This window comes from Pseudoalteromonas sp. KG3 (assembly GCF_030436385.1).
GTDB classification, from domain to species: Bacteria; Pseudomonadota; Gammaproteobacteria; order Enterobacterales; family Alteromonadaceae; genus Pseudoalteromonas; species Pseudoalteromonas prydzensis.
In genome coordinates this window covers 2,284,423-2,299,034 of record NZ_CP098523.1, presented here as the reverse complement: position 1 = coordinate 2,299,034, position 14,612 = coordinate 2,284,423, and the positions used below count along the sequence as shown (strand labels likewise).

The 14,612-nt window shown below is 42.0% G+C and carries 15 protein-coding genes and 1 riboswitch; of the genes, 6 read left to right on the top strand and 9 right to left on the bottom strand.

What is annotated here, in order from left to right; genetic code table 11:
* Positions 1–28 precede the first annotated feature (28 nt).
* Positions 29–1,120: an MBL fold metallo-hydrolase gene (locus tag NDQ71_RS10845; protein WP_301561621.1), complete on the bottom strand. Its 1,092-nt coding sequence runs from the start codon at positions 1,118–1,120 to the stop codon at positions 29–31.
* A 148-nt stretch (positions 1,121–1,268) separates the two neighbouring features.
* Positions 1,269–1,925, bottom strand: a complete 657-nt coding sequence (locus NDQ71_RS10840; RefSeq protein WP_301561620.1) for a DUF2959 domain-containing protein — start codon at positions 1,923–1,925, stop codon at positions 1,269–1,271.
* An 88-nt stretch (positions 1,926–2,013) separates the two neighbouring features.
* Between NDQ71_RS10840 and NDQ71_RS10835 the strand changes: the two genes are divergently transcribed.
* From NDQ71_RS10835 to dtd, 3 genes are read left to right on the top strand one after another with little or no spacing between them, the layout of a single operon-like run.
* On the top strand, positions 2,014–2,910 hold the full coding sequence (locus tag NDQ71_RS10835; RefSeq protein WP_192540647.1) for a virulence factor BrkB family protein: 897 nt from the start codon (positions 2,014–2,016) through the stop codon (positions 2,908–2,910).
* Positions 2,911–2,942: 32 nt separating this feature from the next.
* Positions 2,943–3,896, top strand: a complete 954-nt coding sequence (locus NDQ71_RS10830) for an alpha/beta fold hydrolase (protein WP_301561619.1) — start codon at positions 2,943–2,945, stop codon at positions 3,894–3,896.
* The gene (gene dtd / locus NDQ71_RS10825) at positions 3,884–4,321 is read left to right on the top strand and encodes a D-aminoacyl-tRNA deacylase (protein WP_192540649.1); all 438 of its coding nucleotides are present in this window, start codon (positions 3,884–3,886) and stop codon (positions 4,319–4,321) included. Before NDQ71_RS10830 ends, dtd begins: the two co-directional genes overlap by 13 nt.
* A gap of 4 nt (positions 4,322–4,325) precedes the next feature.
* Here the strand turns inward: dtd and NDQ71_RS10820 are convergent, their stop codons facing one another.
* Together NDQ71_RS10820 and NDQ71_RS10815 are read right to left on the bottom strand one after the other, a co-directional pair.
* Positions 4,326–5,015 (bottom strand): spermidine synthase, encoded by a 690-nt coding sequence (locus tag NDQ71_RS10820; RefSeq protein ID WP_192540650.1) that lies wholly within the window; start codon positions 5,013–5,015, stop codon positions 4,326–4,328.
* Positions 5,016–5,036: 21 nt separating this feature from the next.
* Positions 5,037–5,189: a hypothetical protein gene (locus NDQ71_RS10815; RefSeq protein ID WP_192540651.1), complete on the bottom strand. Its 153-nt coding sequence runs from the start codon at positions 5,187–5,189 to the stop codon at positions 5,037–5,039.
* A 47-nt stretch (positions 5,190–5,236) separates the two neighbouring features.
* Here NDQ71_RS10815 and NDQ71_RS10810 point away from each other — a divergent pair, with 47 nt between their 5' ends.
* Positions 5,237–6,130, top strand: coding sequence for a bifunctional GNAT family N-acetyltransferase/hotdog fold thioesterase (locus tag NDQ71_RS10810; protein WP_192540652.1), 894 nt, complete (start codon positions 5,237–5,239; stop codon positions 6,128–6,130).
* Between the two features lie 53 nt (positions 6,131–6,183).
* Here the strand turns inward: NDQ71_RS10810 and NDQ71_RS10805 are convergent, their stop codons facing one another.
* From NDQ71_RS10805 to dapA, 5 genes are all read right to left on the bottom strand, one after another.
* Positions 6,184–7,224, bottom strand: a complete 1,041-nt coding sequence (locus tag NDQ71_RS10805; RefSeq protein WP_301561618.1) for a phospholipase A — start codon at positions 7,222–7,224, stop codon at positions 6,184–6,186.
* A 289-nt stretch (positions 7,225–7,513) separates the two neighbouring features.
* The gene (locus NDQ71_RS10800) at positions 7,514–8,635 is read right to left on the bottom strand and encodes a succinylglutamate desuccinylase/aspartoacylase family protein (RefSeq protein ID WP_192540654.1); all 1,122 of its coding nucleotides are present in this window, start codon (positions 8,633–8,635) and stop codon (positions 7,514–7,516) included.
* Between the two features lie 5 nt (positions 8,636–8,640).
* Complete coding sequence (locus NDQ71_RS10795; RefSeq protein WP_192540655.1) at positions 8,641–9,846, bottom strand: PLP-dependent decarboxylase; 1,206 nt, start codon at positions 9,844–9,846, stop codon at positions 8,641–8,643.
* Positions 9,846–10,586, bottom strand: a complete 741-nt coding sequence (locus tag NDQ71_RS10790; protein WP_192540656.1) for a 2,3,4,5-tetrahydropyridine-2,6-dicarboxylate N-succinyltransferase — start codon at positions 10,584–10,586, stop codon at positions 9,846–9,848. Before NDQ71_RS10790 ends, NDQ71_RS10795 begins: the two co-directional genes overlap by 1 nt.
* 15 nt (positions 10,587–10,601) lie before the next feature.
* The gene (dapA, locus tag NDQ71_RS10785) at positions 10,602–11,486 is read right to left on the bottom strand and encodes a 4-hydroxy-tetrahydrodipicolinate synthase (RefSeq protein ID WP_064667791.1); all 885 of its coding nucleotides are present in this window, start codon (positions 11,484–11,486) and stop codon (positions 10,602–10,604) included.
* Between the two features lie 131 nt (positions 11,487–11,617).
* Positions 11,618–11,812, bottom strand: a riboswitch (Lysine riboswitch).
* 217 nt (positions 11,813–12,029) lie between these two features.
* Between dapA and NDQ71_RS10780 the strand changes: the two genes are divergently transcribed.
* Positions 12,030–12,731 carry a DNA-3-methyladenine glycosylase I gene (locus NDQ71_RS10780; RefSeq protein WP_064667792.1) on the top strand — a complete coding sequence of 234 codons (702 nt, stop codon included), beginning with the start codon at positions 12,030–12,032 and terminating at the stop codon, positions 12,729–12,731.
* Positions 12,732–12,739: 8 nt separating this feature from the next.
* Positions 12,740–14,149, top strand: a complete 1,410-nt coding sequence (locus tag NDQ71_RS10775; RefSeq protein WP_192540658.1) for a YdiU family protein — start codon at positions 12,740–12,742, stop codon at positions 14,147–14,149.
* The last annotated feature ends 463 nt before the right edge of the window (positions 14,150–14,612 follow it).

Sequence of the window (14,612 nt, the reverse complement as noted above, 5' to 3'; positions counted from 1 at the left end):
GCAATCGTATCAGTACCCAAGTGTCGCTTTATAGTGCGACACTTTCTCCTTCATTGAAAATATACAGCGGGATTTGCGAGTCCATTTCATCGTACATATGCAATAAGCGTAGTAATGGGGAATGGCTGCTGTGATCGCCCATCTGCCAACTTGAGTTGCCATAGCCCCAAGGTATCATAACTTTGCAATTTAGCTCTTGTGCGGCTGTTAAGGCATCCTCAGGAGTGGTATGTACATAACGATACCATTTGCCATTATCTTCGCTGTAATAAGAGGCAATTGGCATTAAACAAATATCAATCTCACCATATTTCTGTTGAATGTCTTTAAAGTGCTGTGAGTAACCGGTGTCGCCTGCAAAAAAGAGTGTTTTGCCATTTTGTTCAAGCAGCCAGCCATTCCATGAAGCTTTATCGTTATCTTCGTAAATAAAAGGGACGAGAATACGACTGCTAAAGTGATGTGCAGGCACGGCGTGAATGGTTAAATCATCAATTTTGGTGCTTGCGTACCAGGCCATTTCACTAATGTTAAAGCCACCAGTTGGAAAGTTATCGGCCATCCCGTGCGGGGTTAGATAGCGAGGCTGATTACCAATTTCTTCAATATCGGCTTTATTGAAATGATCGTAGTGAAGATGAGAATACATAACGGCGGCTAAGTTTTTTAGTTCGTCGTTAGTGAGCCAATCACCAGGTTTGCGATAAAACCCTGAAGCAAGACGAAAAGCTAAATCAACAGGGGAGTCAAACTGTTCCTTTACTGGATCAAATACCACTTGTTGGCCGTTGGGGGTTTTGATCATAAAACCTGCGTGGCCAAGCCAGCGCACAGTGAAGCCAGTATTGAGTTGTGGTGTTAGCTGCTCGCCTTGATATTGGCAGTTTTCAGTTTCTGCTTCACATACTAAGCTCGCGTTTTTTGGGTAGCAATCATGCTCACAACTAATAGGGTAAGTTTTTTCACCAGGGTAGAGATTGTGGTAGCGGCCAGCTCGTTCACCCTCTTGGTGCAGTGGTACAATAGTTTCTGGCCCCGCAATAGTTTGTACTTTATTTGCGCTACTACAAGCGACTAAGATAGTTGAACTGATAATCAAACTAATGGTACGTATTTTCATTGTTCACTGTTTTTATTATTTTAATGATTGAAAAGTGTACCAAAAATAGCTGATAAAAAAATACTTAAAAAGTAACAAGATATAACAATAAAAAAGCCTGCGAAATCGCAGGCTTAATGTATTCTTTTCTCGCCAACTCGCAGCTAATTTATCCTGCTTTATTCATTTGCTCAATAAATTTATTTGAATCAGCAATCGACTTGTTCATGTCATCCATTAACACTTTGATATCGCGTTTAAGGTTGGTAAATTCACCTTGAATGGCTGTCACGGCTTGTGCGTTAAGATTATGCTTTAAATATAAAACATTGTCATGCAGTGATGACAGTACAGGCTCCATTTTGCTTTCAGCATTGCGCATTGAGCGTAATAGTTTATCAAAGTCACGTTTGGTTGCGGTGAGTTTTTTATTGCTTTCACGCTTTAGTGACGCATTAGTATATTGCTCTAATTCGTCGCCCCATTCTTCAAATAATGCTTCGGCTACGTCTTCAACTTTGTTGATGTTATTTGTAACGCCGTTTGCAGCCGAAAGGCTCGACTCGTAGTCATCGTTGAGTTGCTCATAAGCGGCTTGTAAATCACCACCATCAAAATTTATTAGCGTAGTTAAACGCTCTAAAGCAGATTGAAACTCTTGTTGTGACTCTTCTTGAGATTCTTTTGTTTCCTCAACACGGTCGACTAAAATATCGCGTTTGTGCACACCAACCGATTCCATGGCTGAGTAATATGCGGATTGACAACCCGTTAAGGTGAGCGTTAAAGCGATAATTGGTGCGCCTAACAAAGTAAGTTTTTTCATGGATATCCCTTTTTAAATCCGTTATAGCTTTAAATTATGTGGCGGATTGCTATGATAATCAAAACTATTTTAGCAGAAAGTTAAATTTATGAGTGATAAAGTCGCGCTTTATAAGCAACAAGTAATGTCATTTTTACGCCAACAGCCTGGTTGGTGGATGCAATATGTGAATCGTTGTATAGATGACCAAATTACTGTAAACGCTGGTTATTTAGCCTATGTAACACTACTCTCATTAGTGCCTTTAATCGCTGTGGGTGTGGCTATTTTCTCTGCTTTTCCTGGCTTTGAAGACACCCGAATTGCGATTGAAAACTTTTTGTTTGCTAATTTTATTCCCACCTCATCAGATGTCATTAAAGAGCATATTACTTCTTTTGCTGGTAATGCGAACCAGATGACGGCGGTGGGTATCGGCTTTTTAGCCGCCATCGCACTACTGTTGATCCGAAATGTTGATGCAACTTTAAACCGTATTTGGCGAATTAAAGCTAAACGGCCAATGATGATTTCGTTCGCTGTTTATTGGATGGTATTGAGTTTAGGACCCTTGTTATTAGGTGCCAGTATTGGTGTTACTTCTTATATTGTTTCTTTAGTCTCTTTTGCTGATCAAGGGATCCCAGGTTTTAGTGGCTTTTTGTTAAAGCTGTTACCGTATTTAATTTCCATGGCGGGGTTTATTTTGCTCTATACTTTAGTGCCTAACACGCGAGTTTCTTTTCGAGCTGCAATACCGGGTGCTTTATTTGCTGCTTTATTATTTGAATTAACCAAAAAAGGCTTTGCGCTGTATATCAGTCATTTTCCATCGTATGAAGTAATTTATGGCGCAGTGGCAACGATCCCAATTTTGTTTGTGTGGATCTATTTATCTTGGGTGGTGGTGCTGTTAGGGGCTGAATTCACAGTATGTGTTAGCCCGCAAAATATTGCCGATACACCTGAGATTGTTCTTGAAGATGAGAGCGATGCTATTAACTAATTAATTGCATCGCTGATGGGAGAATCAGCATTATGCAGTTATATCCTAATATTACCCCGTACCATGATTTTCATTTGAGTGTCGGGGATGGTCATCAAATTCATGTACAAGAATACGGTGATCCTGATGGCTTGCCTGTAGTGGTTTGCCATGGCGGTCCTGGCGTGGGATTGCATGCGGATAATTGCCGTTTTTTTGATCCCACCCGCTACCGTATTATTTTGTATATCCAACGCGGCTGCGGCCAATCTACTCCCCATTTAATTAATGCGAACACTACCGCAGAGCTTGTGGCAGATCTTGATTACTTACGTATTTATTTAGGACTAGAAAAATGGCTGCTAAGTGGTGGTTCGTGGGGAGCAACCTTATGTTTACTATATGCTATTGAGCATACTCAACATGTGCAAGGGCTTATTTTACGGGGAACGTTTTTAGCGACTTCAGCAGATTTAAACTGGTTATATAGCAGTGCCGGTGCTGCGGCACACTTTTACCCTGAGTTGTATGCGCGTTTTTCCCAAAATCTGCCGGATGTTACAAGTATTCTTAAGTTTTATCAGCAGCAATTAAATGATGATAATCAAATAAATGCCAATCATTTTGCCAAGTTATGGTGCCAGTGGGAAAATGTTTTAAGTCATGGTAAACAGCAACATCAATGGGGATTGAGCTCACCACAATTGGGCCTCAATATGGCGCGTTTGATGGTCCATTATTTTGCCGCACAGTGTTTTATTACGGATAACTTTATTAGTGAGCACTATAAAAAAATTAGTAAAATTCCGACTTGGTTTATTCATGGTCGTCATGATTTAGTATGTCGATTCAATGCGGTTCAGCAGTTAGCCGAGCAACTCAATGCTCAGTTGCTTATCTTAGATGGCATTGGGCATGGTGTTGATAATAATGTATCTTTATCCGCAGTGCGGCGCGCAGCCGATCTTATGTACATTAAATTATCGAGGCATAAATGCAAGGACTAATTCAGCGGGTTAAACACGCAAAAGTCGAAGTCGAAGGGCAAATCATCGGGCAAATTGAACAGGGAATATTGTTACTGCTAGGTGTTGAGAAACACGATGATGATAATACTGCTGATAAACTGCTACACAAGGTAAGCAACTATCGTATTTTTACCGATGAAAACGATAAAATGAACTTAAGTCTCAAGGATATCCAAGGTGAATTATTAGTGGTGTCGCAATTTACTTTAGCAGCCGACACTAAAAAAGGCATGCGCCCGAGTTTTTCATCGGCGGCAACCCCTGCTCAAGCAAATGAGCTTTATGATTATTTTGTAAACCAAGCAAAAGCGGCGGGGTTAACTGTTGCGACCGGGCAGTTTGCTGCAGATATGCAGGTCAGCTTGTGTAACGACGGGCCTGTAACATTTAATTTGGCTGTGTAACGAATTATTTTCTGATCACCACAATATTATTAGCATAACCAGGGATTTTTTCGATGCTGGGTATTTTACCAAATGTGGTGATCAGTAAATGTTCTAGCTGTTTTAATTGTGACTCATGACCAGATAAAAAATTAATAAACAGGTAGCCATTTTTAGCTAAAGCGCTGCGCAGCTTTTCGTAAAAGCGGTGTTTGTATAAAAATAACGGTGCATCTAATTGACTGAATAAATCTAAAATAATCCAGTCATATGTTTGTTGTTGATCAAGCACGGCTTCTGCATCAAAACAGCGTAAGTTAGAGGCGTGATCACCACCAAAAAAACGTTTATAACAATGAATGATATTGGGGTTTTTCTCTACCGACATCAACTGGCTATCAGGATAAGTGTGTTGTAAGTAATTACGAATTGCTCCCCCACCTAAACCTAGCTCAAGGATTGCTTTGGGCGGTGTTAATGGTTGCCATAGCATTGCTAAATATTGCAAATGCGGGAATAGCAAACGGCTTGGGCGGCTTTTTTCTACCACCGATTGCAAGATTTCGTTGATCAGTAACCAGCGTAACTGTTTATGTTGGCGCACCTGAATACAATCGGCGCCATATTTGTGCCAATAGAGTAATTGCCCGATGCAATGGCAATCTTCAATAAAGCTGTGTTTAACTGCACCGCTGTCTTCAAAAAAATGTTCCATAGTTACATCAGCATAGACGAGTCAATCTAAAGCGCCAATATGTCTATCAAGTTTTACAGGTAAAGCAGTTATTTTACTTTGCTCACCAAAGTCGTATTCCAAGTTTTTATCAGATGGAGTATGGTAGGTCGCAATAATAAATAGCTGTATTTTGTTGATGTTATTTTTTCGCAATGATCAGCAGCGTTTTATAGTACGGTATTAGCACAACAGGAGTGATTATGTTTCAGGTGACAACACCACAAAGTAGCGAAGATTGGCAAGCTTATTATCAATTACGTTGGCAAGTGCTACGCGCGCCTTGGAATGAGCCGCGTGGCTCAGAGCAAGATGATTTAGAACAAGATGCCGAACACCGTTTTATTAAAAATAAAGAAGGTGTTGTATTGGGTGTTGCGCGATTGCATTTTAATAATCAACAGCAAGCTCAAGTGCGCTATATGGCGGTGGCTGAGGGTAATCGTAACCAGCATATTGGTAGCCGTTTACTCCATGAACTTGAAAAAATAGCCTGGACCCAAGATGCCGATGAATTGGTGCTATTTGCTCGAGAGCGTGCTTTAGAGTTTTATAAGCGCCATGGTTATGAGCTCAAAGAAAAAGCGCATCTGGCTTATGACGATGTTCAACATTGGAAGATGGTGAAACAAAAACCGTCTGAACCAGGTTGGTTCCGCCACCCTAATTGGACTCAGGTACTGCAAAATACCTGGCGTGAATCTATTCCAATTAGTGATGCGATGGGCATTAAGGTTGAAAGCTACACCGATTGGCAATTTACCACCAGTGCAGATCTCAATGCGAACTTAAATCTACATAACACTATGTTTGCCGGTTCTATTTATAGCTTAGCGACGTTAACTGGGTGGGGTGCTACTTATTTAGCGCTTAAAGAAGCTGGCCTTGAGGGTAATATTGTGCTTGCTGATGCAAACATTAAATACCTAAAACCACTCAATAATGAACCGCGCGGTAGCGTTGATTTAAGTGGCTGTAAAGGCAAGTTGGCTGAGCTGGAAACAGATGGTAAAGCAAGCTACATGGTGCCCGTTGAAATTTACGACGGTGAGCTACTTGTAGCCGAATTTGAAGGCACATTTAAAATTATTAAGTAGCCCGAATTTAGCACTAACAACAAAAAGGCCAAGCGATTGCTTGGCCTTAATTTTTACAGTAAATCAGTTAACAATATACCGACACCAATACGTTCTATATCCGCGTTATAATCAATTAAACTTTCACCGTAACCGTTGAAGTATTGGGCGTAACCACGAACTCGCCCCCATAACGGAAATGACCAATCAAGCTGAATTGCACCACGATTGTCTGAATTTAAGTTGTTGCGGGTCATAAAACTAAACTCATGATCATTAAGTCGATATGCACCGCTAAATTCAAAGTAACCCATGTATTTGTAAATATCAGGGTTATCATCACCTCTTGGATCTAATGGTGTTTCTTTCTCGCTTTCTGAAATACGGTACCAAGGTTTAAAGCTAAACACGTAGCCATCGTTTTCCCACAGAAAGTTTGCATAAATACGGTTCCATGAGCGTGAATCTGGCTGACTATTACCGTTAGATTGATGGGAAACACCAAGCACCACAGCCATTTCGTCGCCCCATGGAACGTGCTCTTTATCTAAATAATTAACCCAAAAAATTTCTGGCTCATAGTTGGTCTCACGAAATGGTGAGGAGCTTTCTTTGTTATAAAGTTGCCAATATGACTGCAATGTAAAGGCAAAAAATATAGCTTGGTCTTCATCAGAAAAATCATCGAAAATAGGAACCTTAATTGAAAGCTGATATTTTGCTTCTACGTTATCGAGTGGTTCATCTTTTTTTTCACCGGTTACTTCGTCATATGCTTCAAACGAGCTATTGTTTGGGTGGGATACATAAGAGATAGGTAAAATATAGTTACGCTTATGTGGTGTGATCACATTACGGTTTTTTTGACTAACCTCTTCACGCGCTTTGCGTTTATCCAGCGCGGTAACTTGTTTGCTTTCATCTAGTGATGAGCATTTTTCGCGCAATTGCGCGAGCGTCATTTCGCCAGCTCCACCAATTGCTTCATTTAAAATACATTGCTTTACCAGCTCAAGCTCATCGTCTTGTTCGTTGGTCTTTGTTGCTGGTTCTGATTGTGCAAATGTGGTGCTTGATAATAGTGCAGTGAATATGATCCCATAGTGCCAAGTCATTATTATTCCTTTGATAAAATCAAATATAGAGTAGCTATCGTGTGTTGTTGGTAAATGAGAATGGGCTAATTTCAGTGTTATAAAACCAGCGAAAATACCTTTCCATTACATTTTATCCAGCATTGACTGTAACTGAATATCAGTGAATTGTTACTGAACTTACGTGATTGTGACGCTTTTCGATCATAAATACAAAGAAAAAGCGGCCGAAGCCGCTTGTTCAATGCACGTTTTCCTGTTGGATAATCGTGCTCTCACGCAATGAGAAGGGCTGAGATTTACATAAAAGTTAAAGCTCAAATACGTTGGTAAAAAATTTATATAGCTCGGTGCCTTGGTTTACGCTTGCTGAGGCAAAATGCAAAATAGCGATCGCATTACAATCAAGCGTGAGTGTTTGCAATGGTTGCTCGCTCAAGTAGCGTTCCATGCGCAGCACTTTAGCAATAGGCTCACCGGCTTTAATATGGCCACCAAGTGGCGCTATATATTCAACCATGCCACCCATAGGTGCATAGTAAGCAAGATAATCACTTAAATTACAGCCGTAGCGCTGCATTGCTTTAGGCTGGTACGGCGCATCGACAAACACTTGCTTGTGATTTAGGTAACTCAAAATACTATTCGCGTCATTTAGGGCCGCCGTTAAATCTATTTTTTCTTGGCTGCCAAGCTCAACCGTGAACGCTTCAACTTGCACGTTAAACTCACGGCCTTGTTGAGCTAATGCCTCGGTTAGTTGCCACCAAGGGCAGAAGCTGGCTTCATCCATTGCACCATCAAAGTCATTCGGAATGAACAAAACATGGGGAATGTTGAAATAGCTGGCGCTGGCCTTGGCGTAATCTGGACAATATAAATGCTGGCTTGAAATAGGCCCAGTGTGTAAATCCAGCACGATATCAGCCTGATGCGCGAGTTTTTGTAAATTGAGTGCAATGCGCTTACCAGTAGTTAGTTGATAAGCTGGACCGTTAAGCTGTTGATCTACCTCTTCAATCAGCGCAGTTTTAAATACGCTTTTTAAGGTTTGCTCATCGGCATCACGATATTGCTCGGCAAATTGGCTCGCCAATTTACTATTGCAGTGATACATGCGATTCCAATTAGTGCCAGTGATTGGATCAAAGCGGCCAAGGGTAAACTCCCCTGACTTTTGATTACAGCCAATTGGGTTGGCATAAGGCACTAAGGTGATATCGCCTTTGAGTTCAAGATGCTTAAGTTGCTCAAGTAATTGGTAAATAACCGCATTACCTTGTACTTCAGCACCGTGCATATTGGCTTGCACATAAACATTTGGCCCAGTGCCATCGCCTTTTAAACGATAGACTGGAATGGTTAGCGGTAAGCCATTTGCGACTTCGCCAACCACGATATTTTCTTGGCTGATTGCAGTTGTCATACTCATTTCAATTACCTTAAGTAGTAGCTAGCATCTTCTGCTTGGCGAATACAGTTAAGCTCACCATTGTTCATAACGTATTCGGCGGCCAGTTCATGGCATAAAAAGTAGGGCATGCTTTCGGTAAAACCGTACGCGCCGCATTGGCTAAACACCAGCCAGTCTTGCTCGTTTAAATCGTTAGGTAATTGATGTTCACCTAAACAATCCAGTGCAGTACACAATGGTCCATATAAACTCATTGCTTGGTTTGAGGCTGTTGAGTCACGTAATAATCGTGCAGGGAAATCTTGGCTGGTGACGGCGGGGCGTAATAAATGGTTAATACCACCGCTTAAGATTACTTGCTGCTGGCCATAGTTAAGTTTGCGCTCAACCACCGGTGTTGCGTAGTGGCCACATTCACCTACGGCATAACGGCCAAGCTCCATCCATAACTCATCAACGCCTGCAGCACGCTTAATTTTTGCAAGGGCGCTAATTAATGTATCCCAACTTAAGGTAGGTGCATCTAAAGTGTAAGGAATGCCTAAACCACCGCCTAAATCGAGCACTTTTAAACGAATACCTAAATCGCTTGCAAGTTGTTGCAGTGGTGCAACCATTTGTGACCAAAGCTCGGCAAGTTTGTCAGTACTGAGCATATTGCCCCATTGGAAAATATGCAGGCCGTCAAAACTAAGCGTTGGGTAGTCGCTAGTATTGAGCGTTTGCCATTCATCGCAACCTAAACCAAATGGAGTAAGGCTATCGCCACCGAGAGGATTTTTTTCGCCTTCAGGCCAGCGTAATTGCACACGTAGTAAAACCTGTAGCTGGCATTGCTTTGCAATCGCTTGCTCATTTAACCAGCGGACTTGATTGAGACTTTCGGCAACAAAAATACGTACGCCACGTTCAATAAAGTGTTTAATTTGGCGTGGGCTCTTTGCTGGCCCCGTGTTGAGCACGCGCTCGCTGTTAATGCCTTGTGCAAGTACTTGCTCAAGTTCACCTTTGCTTGCTACGTCAAAGTTAAAACCTGCGTTATCTAAGCTTTGAATCACTTTAGAAAGCGGATTGGCTTTTACCGCATACCACAGTTTTACCTCTGTTTGCGCTACTAAACGTGCTAAGTGTGCGTTTAGAGTATCTAGGTCGTAAACAAAAAATGGCGTATCAAGTTTAGTTGATAGCTCAGCAATGGCGTTTTTAACTGGCGTGCTCAAAAAGGTCATTAACGTAAAACCTCTTCAAGAAGTAATGACGCATCACTTTGTTCATCACGGTATTTTACGATTAGTGCGCATGACATACTTAAACCTTGTTCACGAGCCCATGCATTTGATGCTGGACGAGAACCAGGAATAACAATCGCATATTCTGGAATTGGCTCGCCTCTATCTAGTTGGCGCTCATTGACACAGTCGTAGACAGGAATGGTTGCAGATAAACGCACGCCAGGGGCAAGTACTGCACCTTTTTTAACCACTACGCCTTCAACAATTACACAGCCTGCACCGATGAATGCATCGTCTTCGACTACCACAGGACTTGCGCCAATTGGCTCAAGTACGCCGCCTAGTTGTACCGCAGCACTTAAATGCACGTTTTTACCTACTTGTGCACAAGAGCCTACCAATGCGTGGCTATCAACCATAGTGCCTTCGTCAATGTAGGCGCCAATGTTTACATAGGCTGGTGGCATGATAATCGTACCTTTAGCAACGTGAGCACCACGTCGTACACTTGAGCCACCTGGCACCATACGTACACCTGCATCAGCTGCAAAGCCTTGTGGCGCTAAGTTATGCTTATCAACAAAACCACCAGGGAATTCAGTATTAGTACCGTTTTTAAACGCTTCTAAAATACCTTGTTTAACTTCAACATTCGCATGCCATTGGCCGCTTTCGTCTTGTGTTGCTGCGCGTACTGCGCCCGATTCTAAATTATTTAATAGTTCTAACCAGCTCATTATAAAAACCTGTGTTTAATGCCAAGATAAAATGGTGTTGTTTGCGTTGTTAATACAATCTGTTTGCGTTAACTCAAGATGCGTTAAAGGCGGACGCAAATACGGGCTATTAATACGCCCTTGTAAATGCATGAGTACTTTAACGGGGATAGGGTTTGCGACAGCAAACAAGCTTTGAATTGCTTGCGACCAGTCAGCAAATAAATTGGGGTGTTGACCACTGAGGCTACGTTTTACAAACTCGTGGGTTTGTGAAGGCCATGCATTGGCCGCGACAGATACTAAGCCTTTCGCGCCGGCTTGGGCAAAGTAAGGCATCAACGCATCATCACCACTAAAAATCGCCAGCTCTGGTGCGGCATTTCTAAAGCCTTCAAATTTCGCAATATCGCCACTGGCTTCTTTAAGCGCCCATAAGTTTTTGTGATCTTTTAAATTGCTAATTACTGCAGGTGGGATAGCAATCGCACTGCGCCCCGGTACGTTGTAAAGCATACATGGATGCTTGCTGGCATTGAGTAGACTTTCAAACCAGTGGGTTTGGCCAACTACGCCTGGTTTAGCATAGAGAGGAGAGCCCAGTAAATAACCGTGAATTGGTAATTGGTTACAGTATTCAACCCATGCAACTTGCTGTTTGAGGTTCATGCCGCCAACGGCAACCATCAAGGGCACAGTCGGTGCTAACTGGCAGACGTGCTCAACAATCGCTTGCTGCTCTTTGAGGGTAAGAGCTAAGCCTTCCCCTGTACTGCCAAGCAGTAAAATGCCATTGTTAGCTGTCTGTTGCTGCGTAACTAATTGCTCAAGCACGCTATAGTCGACTTCGCCTGCGTCAGTAAAAGGCGTGACAAGGGCTGTCCACAATGGGTAGTCGTTTAAATTGAAGTTGTTGATCATCTCTCACGAACTTATAAGTGATTCGAGGAGTTAATGAGCATTATGATAAGAGCCGCATTAACATCGTTCGAACTAATAATTCGAAGAGCGAATGGGCTTAATACAATAGGGCGCAATGGCCTTATTATGCTAAGACCAGAAGCTCTCCACCAAATATTTTAACAGCCAAGCTGTTATTGGTGACAGTCGCTGGGATTCAACCCAGTCGCCCGAAATAACCCTTCACAAAAAGTGTTACTTCTCGGCGTTAATTCCCCTCACGTATGATCACTGGAGTGTTGTGCTCCTCACATACGTTACCTGAATAACGCACCTCTTCTAGCCCACAGCGCCAGTTTTAAAAAGTAAAACTGACACCTTAAATAGGGGTAATGGCGGTGATTAAAGCATTTTAGCCATCTAGGTGTCAAGACTGTAATCCGAACTCTGGAAATAAATCTTTAGTTAGTCGCCGTGTTTATGTTGATCTTTACACTTCAATGGTTACGTATTAATAGCTTTTTTCGTACACTAGTGTGCATAGTGGTAAAAGGGTATTAAGTAATGGAAAAGTTTCAGGATATTTATCAACGAGCGGCACAGCGTAAAGGCGGTACTGCTATGCTTGAGCAATTGTTACACGCACCTCTTGCGACTGAACAACTGAAGTGCTTATCTGATGATGCATGGCTTGAAGAGTTTACCCGCAAGATTTTTCAAAGTGGTTTTTATTGGTCAGTGATCAACAATAAGTGGGCTGGTTTTCGCGAGGTATTTTGGGACTTTAGTGTTGAAAAGTTACTTATGATGCCGCCTGATATGCTTGAGCAAAAAGCCACGGATGAGCGAATTGTCCGTAATTTTAAAAAAGTACAAACTATTCCTCATAATACTTACATGATCCATGATATTGCCGCAGAGCATGGCAGTTTTAGCCAGTTTATTGCTAATTGGCCAACAGGCGACATAATTGGTTTATGGGCATATTTAAAAAAACACGGTGCGCGTTTAGGGGGTAACACAGGGCCTTATGCATTGCGCGCACTTGGCAAAGATACCTTTTTGCTATCGCGCGATGTTGAAAATTATTTGCGTGCTCACAAAATAATTGACGGCGGTTTGCAAACTAAAAAGTCGTTGACTGCGGCACAAGCATTTTTTAATGAATTACAGCAGCAAAGCGGCTTAAGCTTACAAGCGCTAAGCTTAATTATCGCATACAGCGTAGGTGATAATCGCGTAGGTATACAAACAACCCCAGCTTAAGGAATACCATGAAACTAGTTGCTCGCTATACCCAGATTGCTGATGATTTTGCAGTGCCCGATTTTCCTAGTGCCGTTGCAGCACCCAAGTTATTGCTGTGGAACGATGTATTAGCTCAGCAGCTTAATATTGATGTTGCCAGCGCTGAACGTGCACAGGTTTTTGCAGGTAACCTAAATAGCAGTAACGTAGCGCCTGTTGCACTGGGTTATTCAGGGCATCAGTTTGGTCATTTTTCACCGCGTTTGGGTGACGGCCGTGCCCATTTACTAGGGGCTGTTGCCGATCAGCAGCAACAGCTATGGGACATTCAGCTTAAAGGTGCAGGTGCTACGCCATTCTCCCGCGGTGGCGATGGTCGCTGCGCAATTGGCCCTGCTGTTCGTGAATACATAATGAGTGAGGCGATGCACGCGTTAGGAGTACCAACTACACGATGTTTAGCTGTCGTCGCCAGCGGTGAAACTGTTTACCGACAACCCCCGCAACCAGGCGCCATTGTTACCCGCGTTGCACGTAGTCACATCCGCGTTGGCTCGTTTCAGTATTTAGCAAGCCAAGGTGATGTTGCTGGTTTGCAGGCATTGGCTGATTTAGCCATTGCACGCCATTACCCTGAAATCAATACAACGGGTCCTGAGCGCTATTTAGCGTTTTTAGCTAAGGTTGTTGAAAAACAAATAGCGCTAGTGGTGAGCTGGATGCGAGTTGGTTTTATCCATGGTGTGATGAATACAGATAACACCCTGATCAGTGGTGAAACCATAGACTATGGGCCATGTGCTATGATGAATCAGTTTGATTTTGACACTGTGTTTAGCTCTATAGATCGGCAGGGGCGCTACGCTTTTGGTAATCAACCAAATATAGCTAACTGGAATTGTGCCCGCTTAGCTGAAAGTTTAATACCCTTAATTAGCGACGATGAAGAGCAAGCCGTTGCGCTATTGAGCCCGCTAATTAATGGTTTTTCTGAGCAATTTAATCACGCATTTAGTCAAATGTGGGCGCAAAAACTGGGGCTTGATGGCGAGCAAGCTGGTGATAAGGAGTTAGTTTCAGAGTTACTGGGGCTGCTGAAAACGCATAAACTTGATTACACCAATAGCTTTGATGCGTTGACCGAGTCATTACAAGGTAGTGTTGCCATTCCTAGTGAGTTGGCTGCTTGGTCAATTAAATGGTTAACACGCACTAATATAGACAGTTATCCGACAATGCGACAAGCGAACCCAAAATTGATCCCGCGTAACCATATTATTGAAGCTATCTTAAAAGATTTTACGCATCAGCATCAAAGTCCAATATTGAACGAATATTTGCATGCATTGCAACAGCCATTTCAATCCCCAGTAAAAGAGTCATGGACTTTAGCACCTGAAGATGATGAAAATTATCAAACATTTTGTGGCACCTAATGAAATCGACCTATGGGGTAATATATTTTTGTTTCTATTGGTTTTTTTCTAAATATCAGTCGTTATTATGAGGTTGTATTTATTTTTCTTGCTTTAGGCTGATTATTACCTGTTATTCATTAATATTTATAAAAAATAAATACGTTTGCCACTTGTTGATTTAAAATTAACCAATATAATGTACCTAAGAGACCGAACACTTTAACACGTCTTAAAGTTCCCTTACTGCTATTAATATTGACTTTGTAAGGTGCTTTTAGTGTTGTCGGTAGACGATTTACTTGTGGGTTAGGTAAAGTTTTTTATATCGTCTATACTTATTACCGTTTGTATTAACAACCACTTTAGTTGACAAAAACACAATTTAGGCGTTTTGTTAGGTAATGATTAACAAATGATTTTTTACTCTGGTTTAAAGATTAAAAGCTAGGGTTACTTAGCTACAATTTTAATTGCGAAAATG

What these genes read in the sequence shown, in the direction of transcription:
- NDQ71_RS10845 (WP_301561621.1), bottom strand. Translation starts at nt 1,120, where the DNA reads ATGAAAATACGTACCATTAGTTTGATTATCAGTTCAACTATCTTAGTC.
- NDQ71_RS10840 (WP_301561620.1), bottom strand. Translation starts at nt 1,925, where the DNA reads ATGAAAAAACTTACTTTGTTAGGCGCACCAATTATCGCTTTAACGCTC.
- NDQ71_RS10835 (WP_192540647.1), top strand. Translation starts at nt 2,014, where the DNA reads ATGAGTGATAAAGTCGCGCTTTATAAGCAACAAGTAATGTCATTTTTA.
- NDQ71_RS10830 (WP_301561619.1), top strand. Translation starts at nt 2,943, where the DNA reads ATGCAGTTATATCCTAATATTACCCCGTACCATGATTTTCATTTGAGT.
- dtd (WP_192540649.1), top strand. Translation starts at nt 3,884, where the DNA reads ATGCAAGGACTAATTCAGCGGGTTAAACACGCAAAAGTCGAAGTCGAA.
- NDQ71_RS10820 (WP_192540650.1), bottom strand. Translation starts at nt 5,015, where the DNA reads ATGGAACATTTTTTTGAAGACAGCGGTGCAGTTAAACACAGCTTTATT.
- NDQ71_RS10810 (WP_192540652.1), top strand. Translation starts at nt 5,237, where the DNA reads ATGTTTCAGGTGACAACACCACAAAGTAGCGAAGATTGGCAAGCTTAT.
- NDQ71_RS10805 (WP_301561618.1), bottom strand. Translation starts at nt 7,224, where the DNA reads ATGACTTGGCACTATGGGATCATATTCACTGCACTATTATCAAGCACC.
- NDQ71_RS10800 (WP_192540654.1), bottom strand. Translation starts at nt 8,635, where the DNA reads ATGAGTATGACAACTGCAATCAGCCAAGAAAATATCGTGGTTGGCGAA.
- NDQ71_RS10795 (WP_192540655.1), bottom strand. Translation starts at nt 9,846, where the DNA reads ATGACCTTTTTGAGCACGCCAGTTAAAAACGCCATTGCTGAGCTATCA.
- NDQ71_RS10790 (WP_192540656.1), bottom strand. Translation starts at nt 10,586, where the DNA reads ATGAGCTGGTTAGAACTATTAAATAATTTAGAATCGGGCGCAGTACGC.
- dapA (WP_064667791.1), bottom strand. Translation starts at nt 11,486, where the DNA reads ATGATCAACAACTTCAATTTAAACGACTACCCATTGTGGACAGCCCTT.
- NDQ71_RS10780 (WP_064667792.1), top strand. Translation starts at nt 12,030, where the DNA reads ATGGAAAAGTTTCAGGATATTTATCAACGAGCGGCACAGCGTAAAGGC.
- NDQ71_RS10775 (WP_192540658.1), top strand. Translation starts at nt 12,740, where the DNA reads ATGAAACTAGTTGCTCGCTATACCCAGATTGCTGATGATTTTGCAGTG.